Genomic DNA, 17,153 nt, shown 5'->3' with positions numbered 1-17,153 from the left:
ATTAATTCATTATGGGAATTTTAGAAAATAAAGTAGCTATTGTGACCGGAGCAGGATCAGGGATTGGTCGTGCTGTAGCTTTGTCTTATGGAAAAGAAGGTGCAAAAGTAGTAGTTTCAGATATTAATGAGAATGCCGGACAGGAGACGGTAGATACGATTGTGAAGGGCGGAGGAACGGCTTTCTTTTTTAAAGCGGACACCTCCTCTGCAGAAGAAAATGAGGCTCTTGTGGATGCAACGATAGAGAAATACGGGAAATTAGACATTGCCTGCAATAATGCAGGTATAGGAGGTTCAGCTGCATTAAGTGGCGATTATGGATTAGAAGATTGGAAAAAAGTAACGGATATCAATTTTAACGGCGTATTTTACGGTTGTAAATACCAGTTAAAGGCGATGGAAAAAAATGGTGGGGGAGCTATTGTTAATATGGCATCTATACATGGTATGGTCGCTGCGCCGATGTCATCCGCCTACACCGCATCCAAACATGCTGTAGTCGGCTTGACCCGCAATATAGGTGCTGAATACGGTCCGAAGAATATACGTTGCAACGCTGTAGGCCCCGGATACATTATGACGCCTTTGCTGACAACACATCTGAGTAAAGAGCAATTGGAAACCTTACGCACCAAACATCCGATGGGACGTCTTGGAGAAGCGGAAGAGGTGGCTGAATTAGTGCTGTTCTTGAGTTCTGACAAAGCGTCCTTTATGACAGGAGGTTACTATCTGGTAGATGGAGGTTATACGGCAGTTTAATAGTTTCATAAAATCAAAAAGCGTGACTGAATATGGATTTAGTCACGCTTTTTTTATAACATCAATTTAATAGGATTTTTCATAAACCTCTTCTTACGGAATCTTCATCAGGAATTCAATATACTTATATATCCTGTAATAAAAAAGTTGGCGGGGACGCCAACTCACGCTTGAAGTTTTACCTGTCAGCATTTGCTGCTGTTCTCACCAGGAATTCAATATACTTATATATCCTGTAATAAAAGAGTTGGCGGGGACGCCAATTCATGCTTGGAGTTTTACCTGTCAGCGTCGGCTGCTGTCCTCAGCAGCAGTAAGCTAACTGAGAGACTTTGCTGCGCAATTGAATTTAAAACGCAGTTTTAGAGAAAAAATACTGTATTTTAGAGAAAAAAAGAAAGTCATCGATCCTGATGAAGGCATTAACATTCATTATCATAATTTTAAGTATCAGTTTTTCTACAGTAAAGGCTCAGCAGCCTACGGTTGAATCATTGATAAAAGCCTGGAAAGTAAAGGACAAAACCCAATCCTTCAAAGCTGAAGAAACCTATGCTCAGTTAAAGCAAAAAAGTGGATATCCTGCTCATCAGAAGTTAATGACCAGTTTGTATTCCTATCTCAAATCACATCCGGACGACAGACTGAAAGTGCGTATAGATATGTACGATATATTAGGTAAAAAAGAGTACAACAAACCGATAAATAAAGAAGATTCTGTCCGGTTATATCAGGATATCATGATAGCCCACAAACTGGAAGACGAGCAACTGAAATCAGAACTATATACCCTGTATGCTGAAGTAGGACAAAATAATTATGTATTGTACAACCTTAAAGCCTTGGAACTGCAGAAGAAAATAGGTTTAGCACATTTTAAATTTGTTCACAACAGATATTTCAATGCCAGCTACGGACTGTATAACAATAATGAATATCAGCAAAGTATTGATTATGGTCTTCAGTATAAAGATGTAGCTGTAGAAACCTGGGATCCCAGAGTGTATATTTTTCAACTGGATATTGTGGGAGCCTCATATCTAAAACTGGCCAGATATGACAGCTGTATTTATTATTACAGGCAGATACTGGACACGCTGCAAAAGAAACCTGATACATCTCCTTACATCCAGAAGTTATGGCTTGGGATCGCAAACGGCAATATTGGCCATGCACTAATCCTGAAAGGAGAGGAGAAGGAAGGTTTACCTTTGGTACAGCAATGGCTGAACAGCAGTACGGAGTTTAATTCCTACAATAATATATCCAAGGCTTTAAATGTATTGGCAGGAGTAGACTGGCAGCACAATAGATATACGGATGCCTTGCAAAAATGGAAATTAAGTTATATAGCCGCTGAAAAAGTAGGGAACTATATAGATGAATTTAAAATTGAGGCACTGGAAGGTATAGTAAGGAGCTACCGGACATTAAATAACCCGGATAGCGCATATAAATATGGCGATCTGTCTGATAAATTAAGTAAGGAACGTTTACTGGCCATAAATTCAAAAAAGCTATCTGTCATGAAAACGCAAATGGCTTTTGACGATATGCAGGTCAACTTACAAGACATGAGTAACTACCTGAAACAGGAAAGGACAATTCGCAATTTCTCATTAATCGCCATTGTATTACTGACTATCATCAGTCTGTTGATTTACAGCAGGCAAAAGCTTACGGCTCAGCTCTTACTTTCCAAACAGGAAACAGCTAAAAAAGAAATAGCCGATGCTCAGGCTCAGTTAACGGAGTTTGCCAAATATATCCGGCAAAAGCAACAACTGGTGCATCGATTACAGTTGATCATCAGACAAAACAATTATTCGAATGTAGAAGAGGAAGAAAGTATTAATAAGGATCTTTCCAATTATGTGTTGGTTACAGATGAGGAATGGGTGAAATTTAAGCAAGCATTTAGTAAAGCGTATCCGCTGTTTTTTATTCGGCTCAAAGAGATCATTGAACGTATCACGCCAGCTGAAGAACGATTGGCAAGTCTTATTTTCCTGCAACTGAGTAATAAGCAGATCGCAAACACATTAGGAATCAGTACAGATAGTGTAGCCAGAAGTAAGAGAAGGTTGAAATCTAGAATCAACCTTCCCTCAGATACCCGATTTGAAGATTACATCAGTACGCTGAATGAATCATCTGCTGTATAAGGATTATCGAACTGCGAAAGCAGGATAAATTTTCCTTTCGTTTAATCCGTAATTAGCTTAAATCAGTTGTGCAAGAGCTTCTTTTGAAAAGCCTTTCAGTTTATCAACTTGATTCTGCCCGATTTTCTGTACCCATTGCGGATCTGCTAACAAAGCACGTCCTACAGCCACAAGATCAAAATCTCCTCTGTCGTATCTGCGTAATAATTCATCTAAAGGACTTGGCTGGGAACTTTCACCGGCAAATGCCGCCAGAAACTCACCATCAAGACCTACAGAGCCTACTGTAATAGTAGGTTTTCCTGTTATTTTCTTTGCCCATCCTGCAAAATTAAGATCAGATCCATCAAATTCGGGTTCCCAGAAACGGCGTTGTGAACAATGAAAGATATCAACCCCTGCTTCGGAAAGCGGTAAAAGCCACTGTTCCATTTCCTGTGGAGTCTGTGCAAGTTTATACTGGTAGTCCGCTGGTTTCCACTGTGACAACCTGATAATGACTGCAAAATCTTCACCCACTCTGCGTCTTACCTCTTTGATGACATCGATCGCAAATCTGGAACGTTCTGCCAAAGTCTCTCCGCCATATCTATCTGTACGGTTATTGGTGGCTTTCCAGAAAAACTGATCTATAAGATACCCATGCGCGCCATGCAATTCCACACAGTCGAATCCCAGTCTTTGCGCTTCTGCTGCAGCATCTCCGTATGCCTGAATAGCAGAAGCAATGTCTTCGGTGGTCATGGCTCTGCCATTGGCAAGACCCGGACTGTTGTACGAAGATGGTCCTTCAAAAGGAGAAGATGGTCTCCATCCGGAATGATGGTCGGGCATAATACCCATATGCCAGATCTGAGGCCCCATACTTCCTCCGGCCTGGTGAACTTCATTAATGACTTTTTGCCAGCCTTCTAGTGCTTCCTGTCCGTAAAAATGAGGGACATCTGGATCGTTGGAAGAAGATACACGGTTGATCACCGTACCTTCGGATAGTATCAAACCTACGTCAGCAGCTGCACGTCTGCTATAATAAGAAGCGACATCGGAAGTGGGAATACCTTGCGGAGAAAAGGATCGTGTCATAGGAGCCATCACAAATCTGTTTTTTAGCTGCAAGGATTTGAGTTGAAAGGGCTGAAATAAATTATTATTGCTCATAAAATTCCTGTATTTTGTTGTTATAGTTCGTCTTTAAAATAATCACTTATTAACTGTAAAATTTCTTCATTCCGTTTGTAATAGGTCCATTGTCCTATTTTGACGGATTTTACCAGATTGGCTTTCTGCATTATGGTAAGGTATTCGGATACAGTAGATTGTGTCAGTCTGGATTTTTTTTGTATCTGCCCCACACAGACCCCGACTTCACGAAGATCGGCATGTTCCTGCACGGGAAAGTGTTGTTCCGGCTCCTTTAGCCATTGTAAGATTTGAAAACGCCCCTTATTAGAGAGCGCTTTAAATATTTCTATAAAATCCATAAAACAAATATATCGGGAAATCCCGATATACACATGTAATTTGCAAAACATGATGAATAACTGACACTGCATGTATATCCTGTGACAATTAATATGGGAACTATAGCATCTGGAATATCTTTTATAATTTCACTTTATACATTATCCGCATTTTGTCCGTCATAAACCGGCATGACTTTTTAATGTAAATGCTACTTTTGATTATGAAAACCGGTAAGAATTCAAATCGGATAGTTTTACTTATTATACTGCTGGCTTTGATGCTGATGCTTGGCGTATGGCTTTACTTTGAATGTCGGATAAGGCAAATATGATTTTTGAGAATTCTGAAGTCTGTTGCTAAAGCAGAAGAAACAGGAGAGTGGTATAAGGCAATTCCTGGCTACAGATAGGGTATATAAAAATGAAAAAGGAGCCGAAGCTCCATTTATCACACATTAAGTAAAGTTTCCTTTAGCTCTCGCCAAAGCTAATTAAATATATTTGGTTAAACAAGAGAATAATACTGAAATTACTTAAATTATTTTAGGGTAAAATTAATACAATCAATTACTTATACCTCTTCTTTAAAAGTTTTGTTCTCTGATTATGTAACAATTTCTGCAATCAATTTAAAGCAATTTTAAAAAGGAGCTTTTACATTTTTATTAATTTAATTCCGTTATCCATCATTTTTAAATTTAACATTTCCTGCTAATGAAAGTTTAGCTTAGATTTGAGCCTGATGAAAAATAAAAATATTGCTGTACCGGCAGCTCTGGCATCTATGATCTGTGTACAGGGTGGGGCATCTATCGCAAAAAAACTGTTTCCCGTTCTTGGTCCCGGTGGCACAAGTACCTTACGAATAGGTTTGTCGGCCCTGTTACTGTTTATTATCAACAGACCACGATTGTCTGCATTGAATAAACAACAGTGGTTATACTGTTTTGGATATGGTGCCTGTATCGGCAGTATGAATCTTATCTTCTATTATGCAATTCAGCGTATTCCTCTTGGATTAGGAGTAACGGTAGAATTTATCGGGCCGCTTTTACTGGCTCTTTTTCTGTCACGCAAACTTTTGGATCTGGTTTGGGCTTTATTCGCATGTGCCGGCATATTGCTTATCGTACCCTGGCAAAGCAATAATATTGACATAATCGGACTGGGGCTCGCTTTTCTGGCAGGTATATTCTGGGCCGGATATATTGTGATGGGAGGTAAAATTTCTCAGGTAGTCGATAACAGAGTTGCTGTCACTGTAGGAATGGGTATAGCTGCTATACTGATTCTGCCGTTTGGTATTTTAAGCGGAAGTCTGGCACATTTAAGTTTCCATTATTTGCTCTTGGGATTTGGGGTAGCTATATTTTCCAGTGCATTGCCTTTTACACTGGATATGATAGCATTAAAACGTCTCCCTCCGAAAACATTCAGTATCCTGACAAGTCTGCAGCCCGCATTCGGAGCACTGTCCGGCTTGCTCTTTTTGAAAGAATATCTGAGCCTTTTACAGTGGATATCTATTCTTTGCGTAGTTATTGCAAGTATGGGAACCACTTTGACCAACAGATATAAAGATACGTTGTAACCCACATTAAGGTTCCTGATAAAAAAGACATCCTATCCAAACCCGGATAGGATGTCTTCAGACTTGCAAATTTTCGTTGTACGGGTATTACGTATATAAAAAGGCTTTTTATTAACCCAGCTTTTTCATCTTGATAATCAAAGGACCTTCCTGAAGTTTTTCAGGTACAATAGCTACAAAGTCTAGAATATAGGGTTGCTGATTGTGTATATCCAATCCCTGCTGATCCTGCCATATTTCATAGAAAACAAACCGATTCGGATCTTCCATATCTTCATGCAGATCATATTTTTGACAAGCCTTTTCCTCCAGTGTTTTGCTGACCATATTCTTCAGTGTCTCCAACACCTCATCTCTATATTCGCTTTTTGCTTTAATGACTGCTGTTAAGTATATATTCATAGCTGATATTTTTTATTTAGCATGCTACAGAGTTCAGTTCCTCTGCAAATACATTTTTCAAATGTAAGCGATATTGTTCCATATCCCGCTCAACCTGTGCATTTTTTTCTACATCATGAAAATGGAAGCTTTCCATTTTTTCTAAAGAGACAAAAGCATTCATACGATGAAAACCAAACAGTGCCCCCTCATCCACACTGTGTTGCTGGAAGAATTCTCCCGGCAATGTGAAAGCTGTAGCCGGAGCATTCCAACTGGTTGTCAGCATATATTTACGTCCTGCCAGCTGACCTCCCGTACCGTAATTAATTGCCGGATTATCGGATGAGCGTCCATCACTATGGTATATTCCTTTATTGTGACCCACCGTAAACACTTCATCTATATACTGCTTGAATTTATGTGGCAACTGGAACCACCAGATCGGGGTGTGGTAGATAATGTAGTCTGCCCACACAAATTTACGGACTTCTTCCTCTGGGTCATATCCCTTATCTACGTTTGTCAACTGAACCTCAACATCTTCCATTTCATTGAAGAAATCAAATGTGGTAGCCGCTATAGTAGTATTGAAACGCCCTCCGGAATGTCCGAAATGCTGTCCTCCATTAATGATAAGTATCTTTTTCATATATATTGTTTTGATATGTTACAAAAATACGGCGGTCCATACTATTATAAAAATAACATAATTTATATATTTGTATCATAATTATAATACTTAGGAAATGGTAAATCTGGAATGGTACCGCACGTTTAAGGCGATTTATAAAACAGGAACCCTGACAGGTGCTGCTGAGGCACTTTTTATCTCTCAGCCGGGTGTAAGTCTTCATCTGAGTTCGCTGGAATCTTATGTAGGATATAAATTATTTGACCGCACCGGTCGGAAAATGGTACCTACAGAACGAGGCAAAGTGTTGTATAATGCGGTCGTCGATGCACTGACAAAACTGGAAGAAGTGGAGAAAAACTTTCAGAAAAGTACGGAACAGCATACGCCCACGATAAGCATAGGGATGTGCTTTGAGACCTTTCAGATCACTCTCGAACAGTATGTTTCTTCGTTACCCTTTAATCTTATTATCTGCTTTGGAGAATATCCGGAAATGCTGGATCAGCTGGACAAGGGAATCGTTGATCTGATTATCACCCCTCAAAAAGGAAATTCCTCACAACTGGAATTGGAACCGTTTTCCTGTGAACAGATCGTACTGGTTGGCGGAAGCGATGTGGATAAAGCTGCTTTTGAGGCCATCCGAAAGACAGATGATATCCATCAGACCGAAAACTGGCTGAAAGAACAAAAGTGGTATGGCACGACAGGAGATATGGAGCATTTACTACGATTCTGGAAACTTAATTTTGATCAGCAACCCAACTTCCGGCCTAATTATATTGTACCCAATCTTAATTCCATAGTACGTTGTCTGAGTGGAGGAACAGGGCTTGCCGTGATTCCGGACTTTCTATGCCGTCAGGAAATAGAAAACGGACAGATACAATTGATATGGGAAGGAGTGAAGCCTTTGAAAAATACGCTTTACTTTGGCACCCGCAAACAGAATTCACATCAAAAGGAAATCAATCGTATCAAAGACCTTTTCCGAAAGGTGATGGGAAGAGCTCTAGAACAGGAAACCACTTAAAATAGCCCCGCTATCAGGAATATTCTGTGTTTTATCTCAAATCAAATAATAAATAGAACATCACTAATATCTCAGCAAATTCAACGAATATCATTCCGGGCTCAATTTTTGACAAGAACACTGTTATATTTAAGTTGTCAATCCTTTAAACATGGCATGATTGGAATGAACGAATTCAGAGAAAAGGAAATAAAGAATATCATCAGATTGCGACAGGTAGTAATGACAGTATTGCTGCTGGTTAATTTTTCGGTTATATTCTTTTTTGGCTACAATTTTCATGTCGTTTATACAGAAAGAAAGTTATACCATATTGACTTTCTGAGTTATGTACTACCTACTATACTTTATCTGCAGGTAATATTGGCTATACCATTTGGTATACTTCTTTATCTGACCTACAGACGGACCGCAATTTTCATTACTATACTAAGACAATTGGATGAGGATAATTTGCAGCTGTATCACCGGTATGTGCAAGTTATAGGAAGATTTTGGGCCGGTATTGCACCTTATGTTTTCCAGACGCGCCATATTATTATTCCGACACTCATATCCCAAAAGAATATCCCTTATACAGATATTATGGATGTTTCATTTTCGAGATCAAGACCCTATAAATCACCTACTGTGTATAATATGAAGATCAGAACTTTTGAGAATAAAAAACACAGCGTGACTTTCTATCAGTATGCTCAGGCACAATTTGCCATTCAGACATTTATGGAAAAACAACCCGGAATACCTGTGGTAAATAGTATAGATATCAGATAAACAACGGAATGAGCAAGGAACAACTTACAGTGACACTTAAGGGAAATATCTTTGATAAAAAAGGAATCTGGCTTTACACTTTATTTTCCCTGCTGATCATGCTTCCTTTTGGCTACTTCTTTTACGCCAAAGGCTATGATCTTTTGTTTCAGCTATTTGGATTCATGATTACAGGCCCTGTGAGTATCGTACTGATTGTACTGTTGTTTGCCATTGTGTATTTTGCTGCTATAAGTTTGTTTAATCTTCTGTTGAAACCCGTAGTGACCCTCTCTATCGTAAACAAAAGTCTGGAGATCAAAAGCAGGAATCAATTCTACAGTATTCCGTTGGATTCTATTCATATTGTTAAGGCTGTGATCAGAAATAAGCGCTGGGACAGACTGAGTATAATTACAGAAAAAACCATTCATATCAATACAGGAAATGTATTTATGGGTATTGTAAATAAAGATCTGGATGCTTTCTGGTCCCGGTTGAGTACTATACTGGAAAAAGAATACCAGTATAGTACTCATAAAAATGTGGGCCAGGTGAAAAATGTATATTATGAGCAACTTTTTGTGTACCAAAAAGGAATGCAGATTGAAACGGTCACACGTCCGCTTAAGATCAAAACGGTTCTCTTTATATTATTAGGTTTCTTTCTAATATTGGCTGGCATTGTTTATTACCTGATTAACAGGAATAATGATGACGATCCGGATAATCAGGTTGCCCGAAATGGGGTGTATCTTCCGGGTAACGGCAGTCCGTATCTAAGCTATAATAACGAGGTGTATTTCTTAAGAATGGGAGATGGTTATTTTAAGGTAAAAGAGGCCAGCCTTAGCAGTTTTAAACAACTTACTTACAAGAATGAGTATGGAAGCAAAATGGGTATTGATGCAACTCATGTATATTCTGGTAATAATAAGATATCCGGGATTGACCATACAGCAACAAAATATGTGGGACAGAACTTTGTGAAGGATGGTAAATCTGTCTTTTATAAGACAAGAAGAATACCGGGTGCCGATGCAGCCAGTTTTGAAAGCCTCCCTCATCCGCGAATCAATACACCAATATTCAGTTATGCGAAAGATAAACACAATGTGTATTATCAGGATTACATATTACCTGAGGCGGATGTAAACAGCATTTCATCCATAACTGGAACAGTGGAATATGTAAAAGACAGCAAACATGCTTACTATCATCAATATCTCTTACAGGGCATGAATGGACGCAGCTTTACTGCAGAAGAATTAGATTATGCGCTTACATATGGGACTGATGGCCGAAACCATGTAGTAAACGGAATTATTTTTCCTGCTAAAGTACAGGACAGGCTATGGGGATCAGTAACTCCGGATCTGAATCAAATGGTCTTGCTACAGAAGCGTGCTTCGGGAAGATTACACCTGCTCTTTTCTGATCTCAGATCGCTTTACTATTTCGATTCAGATAAGCAGGCTTACATACATGCAAAAGAGATAAAAGGACTCCGACCATTTGTAAATGGCATATTTAAGGATGATAAGGTTATATATTTTACAGCTTATCAAAATATAAGAAGCCGTAAATACGGACATTTAGGAGAGGTAACTTATATATACAGGTCGAAAATTCCTCAACAGGATTTTGTAAAATACAAAGAGGACGAACACCTTATTGTATACAGACAAGGCAATCAGTTTTACGCCACTGTAATTGATTTGCCCAATATTCACCCCATTTATTCTTCCCTATATCTTGTGGAAAATATCAATCATCTGGAACGCGAACTGGCAGCCCGAAATTATGATAATGTAGCCAATCTGCTGAAACTGGCAGAGGGGGAGGAATGTGCTGTGATCAGAACAAAAGAACAGATTTTTTTTGATAAAGAGACAGATTAATTAATACGATCTAAATATATGAAATACAATATTATTAAAAGGAATTACTGGAAGTACATAAGCTCTATAGGATTAATATTTACAGGTATAATTACAGAAAGTGCCTTTGCACAAACAACTATTGATACTCTGGTAATTAAGGCTGGAAATATAGAACGTGCCTATATGGATAAAATCAGTATTATCGGCATTACAGCACAAAAACCGGTAGTACTTAAAGATGGCTCTTACAGGCTGGAGAGTAAAAATCAAACAGCTGATATTACACTGTCGAACGGGCTTATCTCTGGTGCTGTATCAGAGACAGATGGTAATACGAGAAATGAGTATACTATTACCAATTCTTTAATTATGACCTATACTTCATTTACCGGGGTCATCCCGACAGTAGAAACATACAGAAAGGAAAAGAACCTGTTTTTTAAGCAATATGAAAACAGTATACTGAGAACGGAGGGCTGGGTGTCTCTGGACAAGAACAAGCACTATGGAAGAGGTGTCAGCAAGACCTATCACCGTAATGGTAACATACAGCAGATTTCGGATGAGGTCTCGGAGACCTACACGGAATATTATGAGAATGGCAACAAACAAAGAGTATCAGCAATAGACAGATATGAAGCATATGATGAAAACGGCAGACTGACCAATAAGCAGTATCAGAAGAATAATGTGAGATACAGCGATGATTATACGGCAGGTAAGCTCTATATGCGTACCTATGAAAACAGCGAAAAGGATGAAGTAAAAGAATACTATGAAAATGCTATACTTCAAAAGAAAGAGGTGATCAAAACGGTCAACGGTATTCAACGGTTACTTACTTATAACAAAGCTGGAAGATTAATCAGCAATGAGCGTTACTTACCCGTGGAAGAAGCAATTATATACGATGAGAAAAAGCCCTCCGGACAATAAATCGTTCTTATTATGAAGCAATTATTAGCAATTATGTTATTCATCTTTATAATTACTTCCTGCAAGGAAGGCCACAAAAAAAGTGTTACCAATCCGCCCGGAAAGCAGGAGACTACAGATACCAGTATTAAAACAGAAAATGAAGTCAACCCGTTGAAGGAAATAGAGAAAAGTGGAAGCTCATTCTACGATTGGTATTTCAATAATAATTTCCAGTATATTGATGTTGTTAAGGATAAAAATGGAAAATCTTCTTTGGATACAGCCACTTATTTTAAAGCGCTCAGGTTGCTTGGTACTGTTTCGGAAAAATTTATCAGGGAAGAAAAGAAAAGGCTAAACGGGTGCTATTTATTTTTAAGTACGGTTAATTTTGAGGATTATGAAAATGCCGATGCGTATACCTATGATACCTATTGCGGAGATCTCTATTATATGTACTGGATCAAAAGTCAGGAACCACCCGATGAATATACTGTTCTCAATGTAAAACAGCTATCCGAAAACAAAGGAACAATGGATATTTACCTGAATTATGGTGGTCAGGGTGAGCCTTTATGCAGAATAGATGTAGAAAGGGAAGGGGCTGGCTGGAAAATAGTACACATTGATTTTTTCAACAAAACCAATCCCGATAGAGAAAAGCAAAAATTTTACGGATACAAATGGCAGAACGGGAGAGTAGCCCTGAATATAGGAGAAAGTTCTCTGGCATTTGAATACCATGGGCAGTGTGTATATTTCTACCCGGTGCGTAAGATCAGCGATACCGAATTTGAAATGATCTGGGAAAGAGATGTAGATTGCAAATTTGATAACGGTACAGCTGAAACTTTCGGGCTGAAAGAAGTTCCTCAGATAGGCAAAGCCTTCGCCAGATTCAGCTTAAAGAATAATATCCTGTATGCGACCTATTATTACAAATCCTGGGTGAAAGCATACTCCGAAAAAGTACAGGATGGGGTCTTTACAGAAACTTATTTTAAAATGGCGGAGTAAGTACATGAGGGATAAATCCAAAAAATCCCCACATAACTATGAGGATTTTTTTGTGTCGACCTTGATTCGAATCAGAGAATGAAATACAGAAAGCTTTTTAAAAGCTGACCGGCTCCAGTTTAAACCCTGTCAGACTTGCTTTTCCGAAGTTGCCCTCAATAAGTGATACAGAGATTTCATAATCGCCCGGCTTGTCAAAATGCATCCACCCAAATGGGTACCATTGATAAACATTTGAAGAATTCTGTTGATTCTGAACAATCTGTTCCGTATTTTCTGTCCTCCAGACATACCTGCCTTCACCTGTATAATTTAAATACACCTGGTAATATCCAGGTTTGATAACATTTACTTTCCAGGTAGCCTTACTATCAGCTGACCAGTCTTTAATTCTGTCTACATGCTTCCATTCTCCAAATTTTTCCATCCAGTGCTCATCTGTTTTCTCTGCGCCTGCTACTTCCGCAAATAGAGCATCCAGTGTAGTTTGCTGTTGCGGATCAATTGATAACATAGAGGATCCCTTAGCCGGGCTATCCAATTCCAGTTCAATTACAGACACAAGCTTTTCCGGAGACGCTACCGGAATGTCAATTTCAATAAATCCGGGTTGTACGGTATATTGGAGAGAATTTGTAATCTGGCCTTTAAGAAGCTTTACTGCGTTTATTTTGTTGTTCAGATGAGGTACAAACAACTTGCCGGTAGATGGCCAGTTATAAACCAGTAGAGAAAGTGTATTTCCTCGTGTTATGGCATCGCCCCAGGAGATTGCATGATCCCAGGGAGATCGCCCTCCCTGATATACAATCTGCGGATAATTTTTGATCCAGTTTCCGGATGAAACAAGCGCTTCTCTTGGTTGTGGCAGGACTTCTCCTTTAGGCCCAAGTCCGATATTCAGCATATAATTACCGCCTCTTGCAACAGTTGAAAGGGTATTGATCAAAATTTGTTTGGGAGTTTTCCAGTTATTATCATACCAGGCATATCCCCACGAATCATTTGTTACATCTACAGACTCCCAGAGACCATCAACATTTTTCTTTGGAACCTCCATGTCACCCAAAGTACTATAGTCACCTAGTCCGTGTCCTACACGTCCTGACACTAATGCTTTAGGCTGATTATGATGAACCACTTCTACCAGCTTATCGACATATTTCTTTTCGATTCCGCCAGGAGTATCAAACCATACCAATGCTAACGCTCCATATTCAGTTGTAATCTGTTGAATATCGGGAAGGCATCGCTTATTAAAATAATCATCAAAAGTAGCCGCTTGACCATTTTCATATTTATCCGGTCCACCATTTCCGCCGGGGGTTGTCCAATCCTGATATTGAGAATAATAGAAGCCAAACCCTAACCCAGCTTTTTGACATGCTAACGAGAGTTCTTTCATAATATCTCTCTTATACGGAGTCGCATCTACGATATTAAACTTTGTTGATCTGGCATGAAACATTGCAAATCCATCGTGATGTTTACTGGTAATGATAATGTATTTCATACCTGCGGCCTTAGCCAATGAGGCAATGCTATCTGCATTGAAGGACGTGGGATTAAACTCCTTCACACGTGATTTATATTGTTCAGGTGTCAGATTGGCCATATTCTCATTCATCATCCATTCCCCAATTCCGTAATAAGTCTTACCATCCCATTTGTTTCCAAGATGAGAATAGTAACCGAAATGAATGAACATTGCATATCGACCTTCCTTAAAAATTTTGCCACGTTCTGCATTTATTTCTTTGTTATGGGCCTGACCTTTCCACATTTCATTCATTTTAGGCTGCTGCCCGAAAAGTAAGGTTATGTGAAGGGAGAAATACAGTGTTAATAAACGGATATAATTGATTTTCATAATAAAACGTTTGTGATGAGCATATTATTTCAGTAATGCCAGATTTTCCGTTTCGGCATCCAACTCCACAACGACAACATAGATTGTTTTGCTTTGTAACTTTTCAGGAAGCTTTAGCGTATACGTATCTCTTCCTTTTTCTGTTTCTATATTATTTCCGTCTATAGTACGTACATTTAAAATTTTTCTTCCGGGAATATTTGGCAGCTCAAGACTTTTTAATTCCGTATTCAGAATATGCAAAAATATTTTATTGCCTTTTCTGGTTGAAGCATATTCATCATTTGGATAATAGGGACCGCCCTTTGTTTCATAAACCGCTTCCTGATTAGTTCTGATCCAGTTTCCAATTTCTGTAAGGCGAAGAATCTGCCTTGCTTCAATCCTTCCGTCAGGCATCGGACCTATATTTAATAAAAGATTACCATTGCCTCCAATAGTCTTCGATAGGATACGCAAACTCTCATTTAAGGTTTTCATTTTATCGTTAGGTTTCCAGGACCATTGATTGCAGATCGTAAAACAACTTTCCCAGGGAACTTCCATGTTCATTCTTCCAACTACTTGTTCAGGTGTGTCAAAATCACCTATCATATCATTGAAATTGATCTCCTTATTTTCCGTTCCTGCAATTTCTTTTCCAAGCCTGTTGTTGACAATAAGATTTGGTTTAAGCGCTTTGAGATACGTATAAAGTTCTGTTCCCATGGCGTTTGTCCAGGGAGACTCCCAACCTCCGTCAAACCAGAGCATGTAGGGATCATAGGCTGTAATCAATTCTTTGAGCTGATTTTTCATATAGGTGAAATATTTGCTCATATCGGCCTTAGGGTCAATTGTCTGGTTATGTGCAGAATGAATCGGGTATTCCGGATGCCACCAATCTAAAATACTGTAATAGATACAAAATTTGATTCCTTGCTTTTTGCAGGCTTCATTTAATGCCCCGACAATATCTTTCCTAAAAGGTGTGTTTTGTATATTGTAATCAGTGAATTTAGTAGGCCAAAGACAGAATCCATCATGATGTCGGGCTGTAATTGTAAGGTATTTCATTCCGGCATTTTTGGCTAGCCGGACGATCGAATCCGCATTGAAAAGTACCGGATCAAATTCTTTATACAAACTATCGTAATCCGCTTTAGAAACCTCTTTGTCTCTGGACCAACCGATCTCTGTCCCTCGTAGACTAACCGGCCCCCAGTGTATAAACATACCCAGGCTCATGTCCATGTATTCATTTATAGTTTTTGTAACTACAGGATTTCTTTTGTATACATTTTTATTCTCCTGCGCCTCGATTTGAGTATGCAGTTCCCCGAAATTCAATAGCAATAGAAGAACAGCCCAAATTTTGTTAATCTTCATAGTGATTTTTTTATTGTAAACGCATTTTTATTAAGGTGTTTAAGTTATCAGATATACACCTGTGTAATTTGACACTCGCATTTACATAGTTTATAATTCGTTACTAACAAAGTTATTACTGGAATCACCCCATAACAAGTCGTCTATTGACCAAATTGACATGTATATTAGCCAGCTGATATGCTAAGTATAGTATCTCATATTTTTCAACTGCCTGAAACATGTACTATCTGAAACATGTACTATATTGATCGGATTTGCCTATACATGCTGTTTTTTTGATAATTAAGTTGATTTTTATATTTTAGATAGACTAATCAATGATGGAATGAAACCCGTATTCTCTAAGATCCTCGACACCAGAATCAATGACATGTATGGAATAAAGGTAGTCGATGAACCTTATTTTTCTACCGATTTCCATTTTCATGAAGAGTGCCAGCTGGTGTATCTTGTGGAAAGTGAGGGACGTGTAATGATTGGAGATAGTATCGATGATTTCGGTCGTGATGAATTGATATTTATAGGATCCAATCTTCCGCATGTATGGCACAACAATAATGAATACTTTAATTCTGATATTACGGGATTGAGAGCGAAATCAGCTTCTCTCTTTTTACATCCCGACAAAATTCTTGAAATATTCAAAGAACCATCGAGTATACAAAAGCTTAAGCAGTTTTTTCAGAGAGGAAAACGTGGCGTAAAGTTCGGTAGTGAAACAAAAAAGGAGGTGAAAGTACTTCTTTTGAAAATGGTACAGGTCAATGATGAATTCAAAAGAATGATGTTGTTGCTGGAAATTCTCAACCTTATATGTCATTGTTCTGATTTTCAATTACTTTCCAGTCCCGGATATGCAAATAGCTTTCAGCTTAAGGATAATGATCGGATAGATAAGATTTTACGTTATGTATTCGATAATTTTTCTAATGAAATTTCGTTGGATCAAGCTGCAGAGCTAATCAATATGAATAAACAGGCTTTTTGCAGATATTTTAAAAAAAGAACACAGAAAACCTTTGTCACATTCATTAATGAGGTAAGAGTTGGTCATGCTTGTAAATTAATGAAAACAAATGACTTAAGAGTAGGTGAATTAGCCTATTCCTGCGGTTTCAAATCGCTTACCAATTTCACGAAATCTTTCAAATCTATTAAGGGTATCACACCAAAGGAATATAAAAAACTATTAACAGACCAATAGAAAGCTGAGTAAAAATCTATACTATCAAAACCTGTATAAACCAAAAAATCCCCATATTGCTATGAGGATTTCTGTGCGCCCACCTGGGCTCGAACCAGGGACC

The 17,153-nt window shown here is 38.5% G+C and carries 15 protein-coding genes; 9 read left to right on the top strand and 6 right to left on the bottom strand.

From position 1 onward, the window contains the following. Positions 1–11: 11 nt before the first annotated feature. Both I6J02_RS18580 and I6J02_RS18575 read left to right on the top strand, forming a co-directional pair. Positions 12–764 (top strand): SDR family NAD(P)-dependent oxidoreductase, encoded by a 753-nt coding sequence (locus I6J02_RS18580; RefSeq protein WP_201679269.1) that lies wholly within the window; start codon positions 12–14, stop codon positions 762–764. A gap of 413 nt (positions 765–1,177) precedes the next feature. Next, positions 1,178–2,929 (top strand): helix-turn-helix transcriptional regulator, encoded by a 1,752-nt coding sequence (locus tag I6J02_RS18575; RefSeq protein ID WP_201679268.1) that lies wholly within the window; start codon positions 1,178–1,180, stop codon positions 2,927–2,929. Between the two features lie 57 nt (positions 2,930–2,986). On the opposite strand, the gene I6J02_RS18570 is transcribed toward I6J02_RS18575, so the two are convergent. Next, on the bottom strand, positions 2,987–4,087 hold the full coding sequence (locus I6J02_RS18570) for an NADH:flavin oxidoreductase (protein ID WP_201679267.1): 1,101 nt from the start codon (positions 4,085–4,087) through the stop codon (positions 2,987–2,989). 20 nt (positions 4,088–4,107) lie between these two features. Beyond that, positions 4,108–4,410: an ArsR/SmtB family transcription factor gene (locus I6J02_RS18565; RefSeq protein WP_201679266.1), complete on the bottom strand. Its 303-nt coding sequence runs from the start codon at positions 4,408–4,410 to the stop codon at positions 4,108–4,110. A 724-nt stretch (positions 4,411–5,134) separates the two neighbouring features. On the opposite strand from I6J02_RS18565, the gene I6J02_RS18560 reads away from it, so the two are divergent. Next, the gene (locus tag I6J02_RS18560) at positions 5,135–5,983 is read left to right on the top strand and encodes an EamA family transporter (RefSeq protein ID WP_201679265.1); all 849 of its coding nucleotides are present in this window, start codon (positions 5,135–5,137) and stop codon (positions 5,981–5,983) included. 111 nt (positions 5,984–6,094) lie between these two features. Here the strand turns inward: I6J02_RS18560 and I6J02_RS18555 are convergent, their stop codons facing one another. Next, entirely contained in the window at positions 6,095–6,385 is a 291-nt protein-coding gene (locus I6J02_RS18555; RefSeq protein ID WP_201679264.1) for a putative quinol monooxygenase, read from the bottom strand. Between the two features lie 16 nt (positions 6,386–6,401). Further along, positions 6,402–7,016, bottom strand: coding sequence for an NAD(P)H-dependent oxidoreductase (locus tag I6J02_RS18550; protein WP_201679263.1), 615 nt, complete (start codon positions 7,014–7,016; stop codon positions 6,402–6,404). A 97-nt stretch (positions 7,017–7,113) separates the two neighbouring features. Between I6J02_RS18550 and I6J02_RS18545 the strand changes: the two genes are divergently transcribed. The 5 genes from I6J02_RS18545 to I6J02_RS18525 all read left to right on the top strand — a co-directional run bounded on the left by I6J02_RS18545 (position 7,114) and on the right by I6J02_RS18525 (position 12,605). Continuing rightward, entirely contained in the window at positions 7,114–8,034 is a 921-nt protein-coding gene (locus I6J02_RS18545; RefSeq protein ID WP_201679262.1) for a LysR family transcriptional regulator, read from the top strand. Positions 8,035–8,199: 165 nt separating this feature from the next. Beyond that, positions 8,200–8,808, top strand: a complete 609-nt coding sequence (locus I6J02_RS18540; RefSeq protein WP_201679261.1) for a hypothetical protein — start codon at positions 8,200–8,202, stop codon at positions 8,806–8,808. Positions 8,809–8,816: 8 nt separating this feature from the next. Then, the gene (locus tag I6J02_RS18535; protein WP_201679260.1) at positions 8,817–10,688 is read left to right on the top strand and encodes a DKNYY domain-containing protein; all 1,872 of its coding nucleotides are present in this window, start codon (positions 8,817–8,819) and stop codon (positions 10,686–10,688) included. Between the two features lie 18 nt (positions 10,689–10,706). Next, positions 10,707–11,606, top strand: a complete 900-nt coding sequence (locus tag I6J02_RS18530; protein WP_201679259.1) for a hypothetical protein — start codon at positions 10,707–10,709, stop codon at positions 11,604–11,606. A 12-nt stretch (positions 11,607–11,618) separates the two neighbouring features. Beyond that, on the top strand, positions 11,619–12,605 hold the full coding sequence (locus I6J02_RS18525; protein ID WP_201679258.1) for a hypothetical protein: 987 nt from the start codon (positions 11,619–11,621) through the stop codon (positions 12,603–12,605). A gap of 97 nt (positions 12,606–12,702) precedes the next feature. Here the strand turns inward: I6J02_RS18525 and I6J02_RS18520 are convergent, their stop codons facing one another. Both I6J02_RS18520 and I6J02_RS18515 read right to left on the bottom strand, forming a co-directional pair. Continuing rightward, a complete protein-coding gene (locus I6J02_RS18520; RefSeq protein WP_201679257.1) occupies positions 12,703–14,475 on the bottom strand; it encodes an alpha-L-fucosidase in 1,773 nt (590 codons plus the stop codon). Positions 14,476–14,499: 24 nt separating this feature from the next. Then, positions 14,500–15,843, bottom strand: a complete 1,344-nt coding sequence (locus I6J02_RS18515; protein ID WP_201679256.1) for an alpha-L-fucosidase — start codon at positions 15,841–15,843, stop codon at positions 14,500–14,502. 328 nt (positions 15,844–16,171) lie between these two features. On the opposite strand from I6J02_RS18515, the gene I6J02_RS18510 reads away from it, so the two are divergent. Continuing rightward, entirely contained in the window at positions 16,172–17,050 is an 879-nt protein-coding gene (locus I6J02_RS18510; RefSeq protein ID WP_201679255.1) for an AraC family transcriptional regulator, read from the top strand. The last annotated feature ends 103 nt before the right edge of the window (positions 17,051–17,153 follow it).

It is taken from the genome of Sphingobacterium spiritivorum (assembly GCF_016725325.1).
Classification (GTDB): domain Bacteria; phylum Bacteroidota; class Bacteroidia; order Sphingobacteriales; family Sphingobacteriaceae; genus Sphingobacterium.
This window is presented reverse-complemented; position numbering and strand designations above follow the sequence as displayed.